We start from the raw sequence: 14488 nt of genomic DNA, 5'->3' as shown, positions 1-14488 counted from the left end.
GGCTTTTTTTATATCTGAAAATAAATGCTTATCAATCAAACTCTGAATTTGCCGACCACATTCAGCATATCTCCCGATTGTGCTTCAAGATCATTAACGGTTCTTGATATCTCGTGCAATGCGTTTGAACTCTGCTCTATACCTGCTGAAATGGTCTGCGTATTGTCATTGATTCCTGAAATAGCAGAAAGCTGTTCGCGTATGGATGTTTCTATCACACCGTTCATTTCGTTCATGGACTTTACAGAAGTCACGATCTCGTCAAAGAATGAAGAGATGGATCTCATGCTGTTCACACCGCTGTCTACATGAACCAGAGCCGAACTCATATCGCTGGATGCTTTGACGGATTCTCTGCGGAAATTATCAACAATGGAGCTTATCTCCCCTGTTGCTGACTGCGTTCTTTCCGCCAGCTTGCGCACCTCGTCCGCAACCACCGCAAAACCTCTTCCGTGGTCTCCGGCTCTTGCCGCTTCTATCGCCGCATTGAGCGCCAGAAGGTTCGTCTGATCCGCTATATCGCTTATTACATTAAGGATTACGTTTATTTCCTGAGATGAATCTGCAAGACTGCTTATGGCCTTTCCAAGCTCATCAACCTGCTGTTTTATACCGACGATCTCGTCCACAGCCTTTTGGAGCATAATACTTCCCTGTTCCGTGTTACGTTCAGTTTTTCCGGCAAGCTCAACGTTTGTGTTCAGGTTAACCACTATCTGCTCCGATGACCTGCTCATCTCTTCTGTGGCGGCAGCAACGCCTGAAATCTGTGCTGCCTGGTCTCTTATCGTCACAGACAGTTCCTCTGTGGCAGAGGCGAGCTCTGCGCTCCCTGATGCAACAGAATGGGAAGAGGACTGAACCGATGAGATTATCTCTTTAAGTTTGGTTATGAAAGTGTTGAAATAAACTGACAGACTTCCGACTTCGTCTGCACTCTTTACAGGAAGCTGCCGTGTAAGATCACCCTCACCTGTAGAAATCTCCTTGAGAGTGCTGCTGACTGAGCGAATGTTTCTCACAACAGGATTGAGCATGAATCCTGCCAGCATAACGGAAATCAGAGCGGCAAACACTGAAACCACAGCGGTCATGGCTATCATTCTGCTCACCTTTGCATCTCCGGCTTCTTTAACCTTCGCTACAATATCATCGATATCATCGACATAAAATCCGGTTCCAACCATCCAGTTAACCTTCGGTATCATAGCCGCATAGCTCATTTTCGGCATAATTGCATCTTTGGACTTTTTAAACTTTTTGTAAGGAACGTATCCGTTACCTTTCTGAGCCTCTTCGATCATCTGACGGATGTATTCAACACCTTCGTCGTCTTTAACATCCATCCTGTTTTTGCCCTCAAGCTGAGGCGTCATAGGATTCGCCACGAGGGTACCGTCCGTTTCATAAAGGAAATAGTAACCGTCCGAGCCGTAATTGATACTGTACGCAAGATATTTGATACGCTGTCTGGCCTCTTCTCCGGTGAGGTTCTGATCGTTCAGTATCTTGTCTGATGCCGACAGGAAAAGATCGACAAGCTGTTTAAGCTCATCTTTTTTTCCTTCCATGAGCCTCTCCCTTGTTTCCTGAAGCTCAATGACTGTCTGCTTTTTGATCGTTACCACGTTTGAAACGCCAACCATTGCGGCGGCGATCATAACCGGAAAGAACACAAGCAGCAAAATCTTGTTCTTTAGTGATTTGGATATCATGCAAAAGTCTCCTCAAAATGAAAATTGAATATGTCACATAGAAAATTCCAATGTTACGATATTAATTACTACAATATTGAGTTATTTTCAATTGTAAACACATTTTGTCCATTATTAGAAAGTGCGATAATTACGCCACTACAGAAGGTTTCAGAATTGAACGGGGATATGGATCCGGAAGACAGTACCGATTTCTTCGTCTGAAACAAAATCAGCTCTGCCATTAAGATATCTTTCAGTGAGAAGTTTTACACTGTGGGTTCCGAGACCGGAACCGCGTTTTTTGGTAGTAAAGGAACGCTGGTAAATCAGATGTCTGTTCTGTTCGGGAATAACCTGTTTATTATGAACGCTGAAAACAGCAATACTATTGGCAAGTCTGACGGAAACAGTCACTTTATCTCCGACTTCAGACGCTTCCAGCGCGTTTGTAAGCATATTCAAAAGAACACGGGTCAGCAGAGATTCGTCAGTATCAATTTCAAAACAATCGCTGCCAGCATCAAGATATATTATTTTTCCGTATGCACTTTTCAGATTTTCCGCCATGGCTGTAACACTGCTCAGCAAGTCAGTTGACATAAACTTTGACCTGGTAACGATCAGCTCGTTCATCTCTGCCGCTTTCAGTATCTTGTGTGCAGAAAGCTCATTTATAAGCTGTTCAGATGTAAGAACAAGCAGCCTGTTGATTTTGTCACGCTCGGCATCATCCTCTATGAGGCTTCCGTCCATAATAAGCTGTAGCATAGAGTGTATCCCTCCGGCAATGTTCAGAACGTCGTGAAAGAATATCTGTTCAAGCACTTTCATGCGTTTTTTCTGCCCGATATCGCAAATAGAGAACAGAGTATACTGAACACCTTTAAACTCAAAGGGCTTGCTGCTCACCTGAAGTTCATATGTCTCACCGTCGAAAGAAGTGATTACACACTCCTCCAGCCGCTCCTCATTTTTGAGCTGAGTTGCGAGAATAGCGTTAACAGCACCACACTCTTTGCAGAATCTGGCAGTTCCGCAGCCGCCTTCGTTTATTGAATTTAAACACTTAAATATCTCGCCGGGGCGCATTCCAAGAATATCTTCCGGTTTTTCTATTGAATAGTTTTTTATTACGGCATCATTGATAAAAACAGTCTGCCGCCTGTCGTTGAGGATAAGTATATTCTGCTCAAGTCTGTCCATCAGTGCCATAAATATAGGTTCTGATGCTATGAGTCTGTAAACATCCAGAATTTTGTCCATATCGTCGCGTTCGGCTGGTGCAAAGTGTGTATTTGTCATGATATCAGTATAAATGATAAAGATTTTGGCAACAAGGGAAAATGGAAATGCTGATGACGGTATGTGTTGCGAGCGGGAAGAAACCGACGACGCAGAACGAAGCATATCTCTCCTGTCTGCCGTTCAGATGCGAGCTATGCGAGGAGGATTTATTCGAGATGAGCATAAGCATACACGACGGTATGTGTTGCGAGCGAGAAGAAACCGACGACGCAGAGCGAAGCATATCAACGGCAGAACAAAAAAGCGGCTTATCCAGCCGCTTCATTAACTCTCATCCAATTTCAGCTTAACCCTTGTAACAATGTCCTCCGCCTCGGAAAGTCCCCAGCAAAGAGGCTTTTTGTTCAGAGAAACATAGGGTAGCGGCAGTCTTCCGTCCACAATGGTCTCGATGTCGCCGATATAGTCAAGTATCTCCGGCGACGAAACGTCGATATACCTGAAATCAATCCGTCCGAGTCCATACTCCTGTGTCAGAAGCGCATCCAGCCTATAGGAAAGCTGTTCGTAGGGATCATCGTGTGTCCCACAACCTGTGGGAAAATACGAAGGGCTTCAGCCTGAAACAAACTCCATGCTGCTGCCGAACATACGGATAACGATCATCTCTTCCATAAAATCACTCCGTTATTCACCGTTCTTGTAAATCGTCGGATACTGACCGGAGAAGCAGGCATGGCAGTAGTTCGTGCTGCCGACGCAATCCATCAGTCCTTCTATGCTCAGATATCCGAGACTGTCAGCGGTTATGTATTTTCTGGTCTCCTCTATTGTGTGTGTAGAGGCTATCAGTTCCTTTCTGGTGGGAGTGTCTATGCCGTAGAAGCAGGGAAACGCCGTAGGGGGCGAGCTGATGCGCATATGCACCTCTTTCGCGCCTGCCTCACGAAGCATTTTTACTATCTTACGGCTTGTGGTACCCCTTACTATGGAGTCGTCCACAACGACAATCCTTTTTCCTTCTATAACTTCCCTCACGGGGTTCAGTTTGATCTTAACGCCGAAGTGTCTGATTGACTGGCTGGGTTCGATGAACGTCCTGCCGACATAGTGGTTACGCATAAGTCCCATCTCGAAAGGTATACCGCTCGCTTCGGAATAACCGAGCGTCGCAACAACGCCGGAATCAGGAACAGGAATAACCACATCCGCATCCACGGGTGTTTCATTCGCAAGCCACCTGCCGAATTTCTTACGCACTTCGTACACGTTGCGTCCGAACAGGTATGAATCGGGGCGCGCAAAGTATATATGCTCGAATATGCAGGGTTTCGGCGTGGTCTTTTCAAACGGGAATATGGATTTAATACCGTCGTCGTCGATGATTACCATCTCGCCCGGCTCTATCTCGCGGACAAAGCTTGCTTCGATAAGGTCAAGAGCGACTGTCTCGGAAGCAAGGATGTATCCGTTGTTTTTAAGTTTACCGAGAACAAGCGGACGCATACCCATAGCGTCGCGCACGCCTATCATCTTGTCGTTTGTCATGATGAGCAGTGAAAAAGCACCCTTGAGCTTGCGCAGGGAATCAGTTATGGCATCAACAAGGTTATCTTTTCCGCATTTTGCTATGAGGTGGACGATAACTTCCGAATCCGAAGTGGAACCGAATATTGCGCCTCTCGCAACAAGCCCATCCTTTATCTCGTCAGCGTTCACAATGTTTCCGTTGTGCGCGATGGATATCTCGCCGAAATTTATCGTAACGGTGATGGGCTGGGTGTTAGCCAGAGCGGATACGCCTGTTGTGGAGTATCTGTTATGCCCGATGGCGATATCACCCTGAAGTTTGTCCAGTTTGTCCTGACTGAAAATATCAGCCACAAGCCCCATTCCTTTTTCATAGGATATATGTTTGCGGTCGGTCACGGCTATACCCGCGCCCTCCTGTCCCCTGTGCTGGAGTGAATACAGCGACAGATAAACAAGATTAGCCGCCTCTCTGTTTCCGTGAACCCCTGCTACCCCGCATTCTTCGTGAAATTTATCAAAAATCATTTCATTCTGTCTCCGATACTGTTTTTCCATATTTTTTCAAGATCAGCCACTTTCGCGGATATGACCTTTTCGCTCTTGTTCGCAATCTCAATAAGTCCGCTGCATGTGCGTCCTATTTTCGATATAGGCAGATTATATTTTTCCGCAAGTGCTGTTATCGCCTGTGCGTTGTTTACGTCTATTTCCAGAATGACACGTCCGTGGTTTTCACCGAACAGAAGAGCGTCACTGCGGATGCCGCTTTCAAGCTTAACATTAACGCCTACGTTCTCGCCGCCGAAGCACATCTCGCACAGAGCAACAGCCAGACCGCCCTCTGAAACGTCGTGAGCCGCTTTGACGAGTCTTTTGTCAGCCGCCGCACACATGAAGTCTATTATGTTCTTCTCGCGCTCAAGGTCAACCTCTGGTGCGTCGCCGCGCTCGTAACCGTGTACGGAGGCAAGATATTCACTGCCGCCGATGTATCCGGTGTTCTCACCGAGCAGATACACAGCGCTCTCCATACTGGTGAAGTATGAGCCGATGCGTTTGGTAACATCGTCGAACACGCCCACCATCACTATTGTGGGTGTGGGATGAATCGGTTTACCCTCTGTTTCGTTATAGAGTGAAACGTTACCGCTGATCGCAGGAGTTTCAAGCACTTTTGCCGCTTCCGCCATGCCCTCAACCGCTGAAACGAACTGCCACATGATGTCCGGTTTTTCTGGGTTTCCGAAGTTCAGACAGTTAGTGAATGCTCTGGGGCGCGCACCGCTCACAGCTACGTTTCTTGCTGATTCTGCAATCGCCGCTTTTCCGCCCTCAAAGGGATTGAGCAGACAGTATCTGCTATTGCAGTCGCTGGAAATGGCAATGCCCTTCTCGGATTCGTTCAGCCTTATAACAGCCGCATCGGAACCGGGAAGCTGTACGGTACCCACACGAACCATGTGGTCGTACTGATTCCATACCCAGCGTTTAGAAGCTATTGTCTCGTTGGCGAGCAGGTCTTCCAGAACCTTTTGCAGGTTCGCGGGTGATTCAACCTTGGGCAGACGCTGGAGTTCATCCATATATTCGCCTCTGGCGTAGGGTCTGTTATACTTTGGTGCTTCGTCAGCAAGGGGTGCCGCCTCAAGAGCCGCAACCTCTTCCCCTTCCCAGAACAGCCTTACATATCCGTCGTTTGTCACCTCGCCGATAACAACCGCGTCCAGATCCCATTTTTCAAATATAGCCTTAACCTTGTCCTCATAACCCTTCTTAGCCACCATAAGCATACGCTCCTGTGACTCGGAAAGCATGATTTCATAAGGGTTCATACCCTTTTCGCGCATGGGAACCATATCAAGGTCGAGCCTTACGCCAGAACCTGATTTTGAAGCCATCTCGAATGACGAGCTGGTAAGCCCTGCTGCTCCCATATCCTGTATGCCGACTATGTAGTCGGTCTTCATAAGCTCAAGGCATGCCTCAAGCAGAAGTTTCTCTTTAAAGGGATCGCCAATCTGTACATTGGGGCGTTTCGCCTCGCTGTTCTCGTTGAACTCCTCTGATGCCATAGTAGCGCCGTGAATACCGTCACGCCCTGTCTTGGCGCCGACGTAGATAACGGGGTTGCCGAGACCTTCCGCCTTCGCAAGGTAGATGTTCTCTTTCTGGACAACGCCCAGAGCAAACGCGTTTACGAGGGGGTTACCGTCGTAACAGCTGTTAAAGTAAACCTCGCCGCCCACTGTGGGAACGCCGAAGCAGTTGCCGTAGTGGGAGATTCCCGCAACAACGCCTTCAAAAATCTGGCGGTTTTTAGGTTTGTCCAGCTTGCCGAAACGGAGCGAGTTCATCGCCGCAACGGGTCTTGCGCCCATTGTGAATACGTCGCGGAGGATACCGCCCACGCCAGTAGCCGCGCCCTGAAAGGGTTCGATGAACGACGGGTGGTTGTGAGATTCAACCTTGAAGCATACGCAAAGCCCTTCGTTATCGACCTCTATGATACCCGCATTCTCGCCGGGTCCCTGAACAACCCAAGGGGCTGTTGTAGGGAACTTTGCCAGATGCACACGGCTGGATTTATAGCTGCAATGCTCGGAATACATTGATGAAATAACACCAAGCTCTATGTAGTTGGGCGTTCTGCCCAGAAGTTTCTTAACACCGTCAAACTCGGATGCGGAAAGCCCCATGCCCTTCGCCGCTTCCGCCGTTACCTCGGGGAAACCGAATTTTTCGTATACGCTCATTTTAAGCCCCCGATGAATTTTGCTATTGATTCAAAAAGGAAGTATCCGTCGCGGGTCTGCATAACGCCTTCCGCACACCTTTCAGGGTGGGGCATCATGCCCAGAACGTTGCCCTTTTTGTTTATGATTCCGGCGATGTTGCCCAGCGAGCCGTTGGGGTTGCTGTCGTTTTCCGCTGTTCCATTCTCATCGCAATAGCGGAACACTATCTGATTGTTATCCTCAAGCTCCTTCATGCCCTCTTCGTCAATATAGTAATTGCCGTCGGCATGAGCTATCGGAATGCTGATGACCTCTCCGTCAGCATACATACTGGTATAGGGTGTGTCGGAGTTGTCCACTCGTAGGTTCAGATATTCGCATTTGAATTTCAGACCTTTGTTGCGCATCAGCGCGCCGGGAAGCAGACCGGATTCGGTAAGCACCTGAAATCCGTTGCAGATACCAAGCACATGCCCGCCGTTCTCGGCAAATTTTATGACCTCGTTAACAATGGGAGAGAACTTTGCGATAGCTCCGCAGCGCAGGTAGTCTCCGTATGAGAACCCGCCGGGAAATACAACAAGGTCAACACCCTGAAGGTCAGTGTCCTTATGCCACAGGAAAACCGTTTCGGCTCCGATGACATGCTTTAAAACGTGATAGCAGTCGTGGTCACAGTTGGACCCCGGAAAAACAACTACTCCGGCTTTCATGCTTACGCCTCAAACTCTATGGAATATTCTTCGATGATCATGTTTGCAAGCATTGTGGAGGCTATCTTTTCAAGATCTTTACGGCAGGATTCATCCTTAACCTCTATTTCAAAGACCTTGCCAACCCTTACCTCTTTCGCAAATTCATAACCCATTCTTTCGATTGAGCTTTGGATTGTCTGTCCCTGAGGGTCGAGAACGCCGTTCTTAAGCCTGACATACACTTTTGCTTTCATTAAAGACACCTTTTATATGTTTATTTCAGATTTTGGACGCACCTGTATCGGAAGATTTTTTATATCAGAAACCATACGGCATGTCATTAAAAAATCAAATAAAAAGGCACAAGGATGTGCCTCACGGAGTCAGTGTTTTACGGTTCAACGTAAAACACTGGTGGAGTGTGAGTATCGGTCAGGCTTTGCCTGATGAATACGTTGTGAAATAATGACACGGAAGTCATTATTTCATTGATTAATAGGTATTCCGAGAACCTGACGCACTTTTTCGGGATAATGCTTCTCATAAAAAAAGTAGTTTGAGAACAACAGGATATTGTTTCCGGCTTCAACAGCAAGCTTAACCGTGTCCTCAAAACTGTAGTTATCCGTGATGGCGCCCATCTGGAGGTCGTCGCTTATAACAAGCCCTTTGTAGTTCATGTCCTGTAAAAGCGATATGGTCTTCTTTGAGAGCGTCGCAGGGTAATCAGGGTCTATGCCTGAGTTGTAAACGTGTGCCGTCATTATCATGTCAGCGTAACCATCTGCGATGAGCCTTTGAAACGGCTCAAGCTCCATATCATTCCATGTGGTTGAAACATCTGTGAATCCCTGATGTGAGTCCTTTTTCGCACTGCCGTGACCGGGAAAGTGTTTGAGGCAGGTAATTATTCCGTATTTCCTGTGCGCATTTATGAACGCTTTTGCATATGCGACAACGGTGTCAACATCCGCAGAGTAACTGCGCTCTATCGCACCTATTACAGGCGACGACGGATTGATGTTGAGGTCTATAACCGGAGCAAAATTCACATTGAAGCCGACGTCCGCAAGGTCGCGGGCTGTAAGCTCGTAAACCTTTTCAGCCTGATCGGGTGTCATGTGCTTTGAGATGTATTGCGCAGTCGGTTCCTCAACGAATCCTTTGTCCACAGTGAGCCTCTGCACGCGCCCGCCCTCTTCGTCCACCGCCATGAGCAGAGGAATGAAGGAGTGGTTATGTCTGTTAAGCTCAGCGATAAGCCTCTTCACCTGTTTTCTGGACTCGATATTGTAGCCATAGAATACAACGCCTGCGACAAGCCCTTTTTCTATCTGGTCTTTCAGATCGTTCAGCTCCTCGTCCTTATAATCCGTGGCATGGAAACCCACCATGACCATCCTCTTTGATATGACATCTTTCTCTATTACGGGAGCTTCTGCGAAAGAATTGTAAATAGTTGATACAATGAGAAATATAATAAGTATTAGTTTTTTCATGGCAACAACATAGCAGACTTTTCAGAAAAAAGAAATATCTTGACAAAAACTTCTTCAATCTATAGTTTTTTCTTTCACGCCCCCGTAGCTCAGGCGGATAGAGCGATGGATTCCTAATCCAGAGGCCGCATGTTCGAGTCATGCCGGGGGCGTTTGTTTTACCAATGTTTTCAATCACTTATCAAAAATATCCTAAAAATTCAAAATTACTCTAAGTTACTGATAATTTCTCTGGATTACCCTTTTTGGCGCAAATATGGCGCAAATAATTTCTTCGTATTTTATTGTAAAATAAACAGTTTTCTATTGAGAAAAACTCAAATACTCCTATATTTTCAATATGAGGTGTGTTATGAGTGTAAAATTTGTCACTACTAAATATCCCGGCATAGTCTTTTATCAATCAACAACAAAGCTACACAATGGCAAGCCAGACAAATGCTACTATTTTTCTGAAAAGATTAAAGGCTCAGACGGCAAATATAAATCTAAAAGAACAAAAATAGGCTGGGCTTCCGAAGGACATAAGCCTGAAACAGCTTATGGAATCAGATCTGACCACATGAAATTAAGAGAGCACGGTATTACTAAAGATATTGCCTCAACTATGACATTTGAAGAAGCTGCAGGTCTATATATCAAAGACTCTATAAATAAACGCAGTATTAAGACTGATATAAGCCGATTAAATCATAGAATTCTCCCAGCGATTGGCAATAAATACCTAAACGAGATAACACCTGCTCTTGTACAGAAATTCTATAATAACTTAATGAACTCTGTAACTGAGCGCGGCAAGACCATGGCTCCTGCCACCGCTGAGCACCATATTAAAATCATACGACAAATATTTAATTACCTAAAATATCAGCATAATTTTTTAAAAAACAATCCCGCAGATTTTCACTATTTAAAGTTGGCAAAATACGATAACACATTAATACGGTATCTTAATGACAAACAAACTGACGCTCTATTAAATGTTCTCGCCGAGTACAAAAACAAAACAATAGCCAATATGGTCACTCTGTATCTCCATACTGGCATGCGCAAATCTGTTATTCTCAATCTCACGTGGTCACAGATAGATACGCATCTATGGACTATACAGTTCACCAACAAGGACGGTTCCCTTGATACAATCGTACTTAACTCTGCTGCCCAAACTGTTTTAGCCGAACAAATGGCAAATGGCTCAGACTCAGAATTTGTCTTCACGTCCAAAAACGGTAAAAACTGGGTAAACATCTCAAAACATTGGAAAAAAATTAAAAAAATGGCTGGATTAACAAATTTCAGACTACACGATCTCCGTCATAATTTTGCAACACAACTCCACTTTAATCAAACCGAAATGAGAGATATCATGGCTCTAATGACACATAAAGACGCAAAAACAACATTAAAATATACACATGTCAACCCTGCAAGACTTAGAGAAATGAGCGAGCTTATTGTCAAGAAACGCATTGACAAACAAGACAAATCGGACTAAAATATGAAGTCATCAATTTCATTGAGGACACGTATAACCACCAGCTCAACGGGGTGGAATCGCTACGGCGAATAAACGCACAAGGTTGCGTCTTTAAGCGGACACTAGATGTCTGACCGTTTCATATTCAACATTATAACAATACAAAAACACCACAACAAAATTTATCTAGCAATATTAATATGTTATGCGTTTCAGGCGGAGCGACATATGAATATTTTGTTCCTACGCATCGTGCGCATTATTATGCGCAAACACAATTCCTATATCGATAGGAAATTTTGCGAACTGTCTCATCAGCTCATTGCTGAAATTACCAATCAGCAGAAATTTTCTCGAATTGATGCAACATTCAGCATCGAGGAAACTGCTGTGTTTTTACACACCACTCCTGCGAATCTCGCAAAATGGCGGTGTATCGGCCGAGGTCCTAGCTACCGTAAAGATGGCGGAAACGTTTTTTACACGGCAAAAGACCTGCAGACCTATCTCAACAAGATAGAGTCTAAGAAACCCAAACATTATTAACAATATACGCTAAACATAAATATTGTTTAGACACCAATTTTCATTTTGAAAGTTGAAAATACTAAATTGAAAAATAGCAACACAATAATTAATAAATATAAAGAATACATTCATAAAAGCACTGGAGCGATCCGGTGCTTTTTTTTGTTTAAATATTCAACCCAACGCAAAAATTAACATATCAACATGTAATATATTGCTTATTAAACGGAAATATAGGTATCAATACGCAATTAATTTCGTTTTGACACTGAAGGCAATATTATTTATGTTTCTTCATGAACTGCTTCAACGTAATTAACAACGCCATCTTAACTGAAGCTAGATTCAAAGCTAATCTCACAAAATAGAGATTACAGTCAAAATACTTATGAAATAATTTGCGCCTCTCGTTCTTTGTTACGTTTGATAAATTTATCTCTAGCGTAACAAGGACAATTTTGTTACAATATAGTCAGTTACATTAAAACTGCCTTTACGAGCGTAACAAGATGCAAAACATTTCAGATGAACTCTTAAACCCTCGCCTCTCCTTACTGAATAAACTCGGCAGCATATCTTCGCCAGTCGTAACCAATAACGAATGGCTGTATCTGCTCACAGAAGAGACAAGAAACTCTATATTAATCGAAGGATATTTCGTAGATAAGAAATCACTCCAAGATGTGTTCAGCAATAAGAAATATAAAAACAATAGTGACGATGTTGACAAAGCTGTCAACTACCACCAAGCTGCCAATACATTCTACGGACTCGCATACAACGACTACGTGGACAAAACAGACTCGTTCCTTACCCCAGCAATCATCAAAACCATCAACTCCACTCTGCGCCAAGGCGACAACGACACCGGTTTCCGCAGAGATCATATCGTAATAACAGGCTCAAAACACACTCCGCCAGACTACGTTGACATTGAGTATCTCATAAAAAATCATTTCCTTGAACATATCATAAAGTCGAGAAAGGCTTATATGGCAGGAGGGATAAAGCTCTCTACATATATTAACTCTATTGCGAAACTTCATTGTCTTTTCGAAGCGATACATCCCTTCGCTGATGGCAACGGCAGAACCGGAAGAATATTCCTGAACTGCATGCTTATTGCATCGGGATTACCTCCCGTTATCATCAAAGGAGCAGATAACGACAGAAACAAATATTATGCCGCACTTGAAGAGTTCGACTCAAAACTTGGAAATAGCCTGAATTTCAGAGATTCATTTTACAGGATTGACAACCTGATAAATGATGAAGGCAACGCAGAGCTTATGACGGGCATTATCTATGATTCTCTTCTTTATAGTTTAGACACTTTCATATGCAATACTCTTGAGAATAGAGGCGTAAAAATCAGCCCTATTGCAGATATTGCGCCATCTATGGGCTACACAGCAGACTCTCTTCGTGTCATGGTAAACCGAGGACAACTCATTGCAAAAAAAGCAGGTAAAACTTGGTGTTCCAGCGAAAAGCTCATTATTAAGAATAATATGACTGAGATTGAAAGCACTATTTAATAACTACTAGTTAAAATGTGCTTATTTCAGCGTGAATTTTCTATTCTCCGTATTTTCGCTTCTAACGCAATTTGCATCCATAAACACAAAACTTCCAACTCGCAAGCTATTTTTCGTCTCATACAGGCTCATAGCCACTCACAACGCCATACCAGAGTTTCAACGCCGTGCCATAGGGAAAAACCATTTATCAATGGATGACATTACTGACAGCTAAAATTTTAGTTCGCATATAAATCTTTTCCGGAAAACCGAATACGAATACTGTTGATTTTTACACCGACTAAAATTCGTTTGCATAGAAATCAATTGTTTTATTTTAAAAAATGGAGAAATAGAAATCGCTTTCGCTCGAAATAGAAACTGTAAAACATACGAAGTATATAATACTGGATAACGCTGGCGTTTCTAGAAACGCCGAGCGGCGTTTGCAGGAACGCCGGCAGGCGTTCACGGAGCTGCTAACTGGTTGCTAAAAATTCTTAACATTATCTCATAATTCAAACTATATGGTTTTGTATTTAATTATTTTAACAACTATTATTTCATACTCATTTCTACTCTGAAATTCAGTGTTAACTAACCGCACAGGACGGGGGTTCATGTAACCCAATATTGGGCAGCGTATGCCCAGTTGGCACCCAAAACAATCCCAACTCTACCCAACATCAGAACTATCATCGCTCATATTCCATATTGAACATGACACCACGCGCCGATGGAACTGCATATTCTTTCGCACCTCTGTTACTCTGTCATTCTGCAAGTCATAAATAATCCGCGCTTCAACAGACCTCGCCAGCACATTCCCATCAGCTGAATGATGAAGAATGATATTTTCAAGTTTTTGAAGAACGGATTCATCAATCTCAATCATCTTGGCAGCGTTCTCTAACAATATCTTGTGCGATGAAGAAACAGCACCGATATAAAGCCCCGTGTGCGTGACCTGAAAGCCTCGCTCTGTCATCCTGTAACACTTGGATTTTCCAATATTAACAAGCAGAATGCCCGTGATGAGACGGTCATAATTTATATATTTTCCAATGCGATCCATCTTCGCAAAAAGTGCTGCTGTCTCAAAAAGCTCACAGGTATGCACCAAAAGCCCGCCAATGTAATTGTATTTGCTGTCATTCGACTCCGGCGCATCTACAAACAGCCTCATAAGCTTTCTGTCTCGATGAATCATGCGGAATAGTCTGCTACACGTGTGATCTTGCAGATTAAAACTGTAATCTACAAACTTCTGCATGTATTTTTCATAAAGCTTGTTAAGGCCTATTCTTACTCTAGAAATGCTTATCCTACCGTTTTTCCTGCTCTTAATCCTGACACCATCAATACTGATTTCACTGTAATCAGCCAGCATCCGAAGTTTGGCATCAACTTTATCCTTGCAGTAGGCTACTTCTTGTCCTTTTGGACCGGAAACATGCAATTTCAAACATCTGCCGTCAGAGCTGACAATTCTTTATGTCAGACCACAACTCACCCAGATATTCAACTATAGTGGACCGACGAATTAAGACAGTCTG

At 44.1% G+C, this 14488-nt stretch carries 11 protein-coding genes and 1 tRNA gene; 4 read left to right on the top strand and 8 right to left on the bottom strand.

What is annotated here, in order from left to right:
• Positions 1-35: 35 nt before the first annotated feature.
• From LRY47_RS04195 to LRY47_RS04165, 7 genes are all read right to left on the bottom strand, one after another.
• Complete coding sequence (locus LRY47_RS04195) at positions 36-1718, bottom strand: methyl-accepting chemotaxis protein (RefSeq protein WP_295222866.1); 1683 nt, start codon at positions 1716-1718, stop codon at positions 36-38.
• Positions 1719-1868: 150 nt separating this feature from the next.
• Positions 1869-3002 (bottom strand): ATP-binding protein, encoded by a 1134-nt coding sequence (locus LRY47_RS04190; RefSeq protein ID WP_295222865.1) that lies wholly within the window; start codon positions 3000-3002, stop codon positions 1869-1871.
• Positions 3003-3632: 630 nt separating this feature from the next.
• Complete coding sequence (gene purF, locus LRY47_RS04185) at positions 3633-5003, bottom strand: amidophosphoribosyltransferase (protein ID WP_295222863.1); 1371 nt, start codon at positions 5001-5003, stop codon at positions 3633-3635.
• The gene (gene purL, locus LRY47_RS04180; RefSeq protein ID WP_295222862.1) at positions 5000-7231 is read right to left on the bottom strand and encodes a phosphoribosylformylglycinamidine synthase subunit PurL; all 2232 of its coding nucleotides are present in this window, start codon (positions 7229-7231) and stop codon (positions 5000-5002) included. The genes purF and purL overlap by 4 nt, the downstream gene beginning before the upstream one ends.
• Complete coding sequence (gene purQ, locus LRY47_RS04175) at positions 7228-7926, bottom strand: phosphoribosylformylglycinamidine synthase subunit PurQ (RefSeq protein ID WP_295222860.1); 699 nt, start codon at positions 7924-7926, stop codon at positions 7228-7230. The genes purL and purQ overlap by 4 nt, the downstream gene beginning before the upstream one ends.
• Positions 7927-7928: 2 nt before the next feature.
• Positions 7929-8162, bottom strand: a complete 234-nt coding sequence (purS, locus tag LRY47_RS04170) for a phosphoribosylformylglycinamidine synthase subunit PurS (RefSeq protein ID WP_295222858.1) — start codon at positions 8160-8162, stop codon at positions 7929-7931.
• A 231-nt stretch (positions 8163-8393) separates the two neighbouring features.
• Positions 8394-9407 carry a glycoside hydrolase family 3 protein gene (locus tag LRY47_RS04165; protein ID WP_295222857.1) on the bottom strand — a complete coding sequence of 338 codons (1014 nt, stop codon included), beginning with the start codon at positions 9405-9407 and terminating at the stop codon, positions 8394-8396.
• Positions 9408-9485: 78 nt separating this feature from the next.
• On the opposite strand from LRY47_RS04165, the gene LRY47_RS04160 reads away from it, so the two are divergent.
• The 4 genes from LRY47_RS04160 (at position 9486) to LRY47_RS04145 (ending at position 12950) form a co-directional block, all read left to right on the top strand.
• Positions 9486-9559: transfer RNA gene (locus tag LRY47_RS04160), tRNA-Arg, on the top strand.
• A 200-nt stretch (positions 9560-9759) separates the two neighbouring features.
• Positions 9760-10902, top strand: a complete 1143-nt coding sequence (locus LRY47_RS04155; protein ID WP_295222855.1) for a site-specific integrase — start codon at positions 9760-9762, stop codon at positions 10900-10902.
• A gap of 210 nt (positions 10903-11112) precedes the next feature.
• Complete coding sequence (locus tag LRY47_RS04150; RefSeq protein ID WP_295222853.1) at positions 11113-11430, top strand: hypothetical protein; 318 nt, start codon at positions 11113-11115, stop codon at positions 11428-11430.
• Between the two features lie 491 nt (positions 11431-11921).
• Complete coding sequence (locus tag LRY47_RS04145; RefSeq protein ID WP_295222851.1) at positions 11922-12950, top strand: Fic family protein; 1029 nt, start codon at positions 11922-11924, stop codon at positions 12948-12950.
• A gap of 658 nt (positions 12951-13608) precedes the next feature.
• Here LRY47_RS04145 and LRY47_RS04140 read toward each other — a convergent pair.
• Positions 13609-14397 carry a hypothetical protein gene (locus LRY47_RS04140; protein ID WP_295222850.1) on the bottom strand — a complete coding sequence of 263 codons (789 nt, stop codon included), beginning with the start codon at positions 14395-14397 and terminating at the stop codon, positions 13609-13611.
• Positions 14398-14488: the final 91 nt, after the last annotated feature.

Origin of the sequence: Seleniivibrio sp. (assembly GCF_021209385.1) — a bacterium.
Lineage (GTDB): Bacteria > Chrysiogenota > Deferribacteres > Deferribacterales > Geovibrionaceae > Seleniivibrio.
Note: the sequence above shows the minus strand (reverse complement) of the source record. Positions and strands in the feature narration are given on the sequence as shown.

Bases quoted from the DNA above. Each gene is read 5' to 3' on its own strand.
- LRY47_RS04155 (WP_295222855.1), top strand. From the start codon at position 9,760: ATGAGTGTAAAATTTGTCACTACTAAATATCCCGGCATAGTCTTTTAT.
- LRY47_RS04145 (WP_295222851.1), top strand. From the start codon at position 11,922: ATGCAAAACATTTCAGATGAACTCTTAAACCCTCGCCTCTCCTTACTG.
- LRY47_RS04195 (WP_295222866.1), bottom strand. From the start codon at position 1,718: ATGATATCCAAATCACTAAAGAACAAGATTTTGCTGCTTGTGTTCTTT.
- LRY47_RS04150 (WP_295222853.1), top strand. From the start codon at position 11,113: ATGAATATTTTGTTCCTACGCATCGTGCGCATTATTATGCGCAAACAC.
- purS (WP_295222858.1), bottom strand. From the start codon at position 8,162: ATGAAAGCAAAAGTGTATGTCAGGCTTAAGAACGGCGTTCTCGACCCT.
- LRY47_RS04165 (WP_295222857.1), bottom strand. From the start codon at position 9,407: ATGAAAAAACTAATACTTATTATATTTCTCATTGTATCAACTATTTAC.
- purL (WP_295222862.1), bottom strand. From the start codon at position 7,231: ATGAGCGTATACGAAAAATTCGGTTTCCCCGAGGTAACGGCGGAAGCG.
- purQ (WP_295222860.1), bottom strand. From the start codon at position 7,926: ATGAAAGCCGGAGTAGTTGTTTTTCCGGGGTCCAACTGTGACCACGAC.
- LRY47_RS04190 (WP_295222865.1), bottom strand. From the start codon at position 3,002: ATGACAAATACACACTTTGCACCAGCCGAACGCGACGATATGGACAAA.
- purF (WP_295222863.1), bottom strand. From the start codon at position 5,003: ATGATTTTTGATAAATTTCACGAAGAATGCGGGGTAGCAGGGGTTCAC.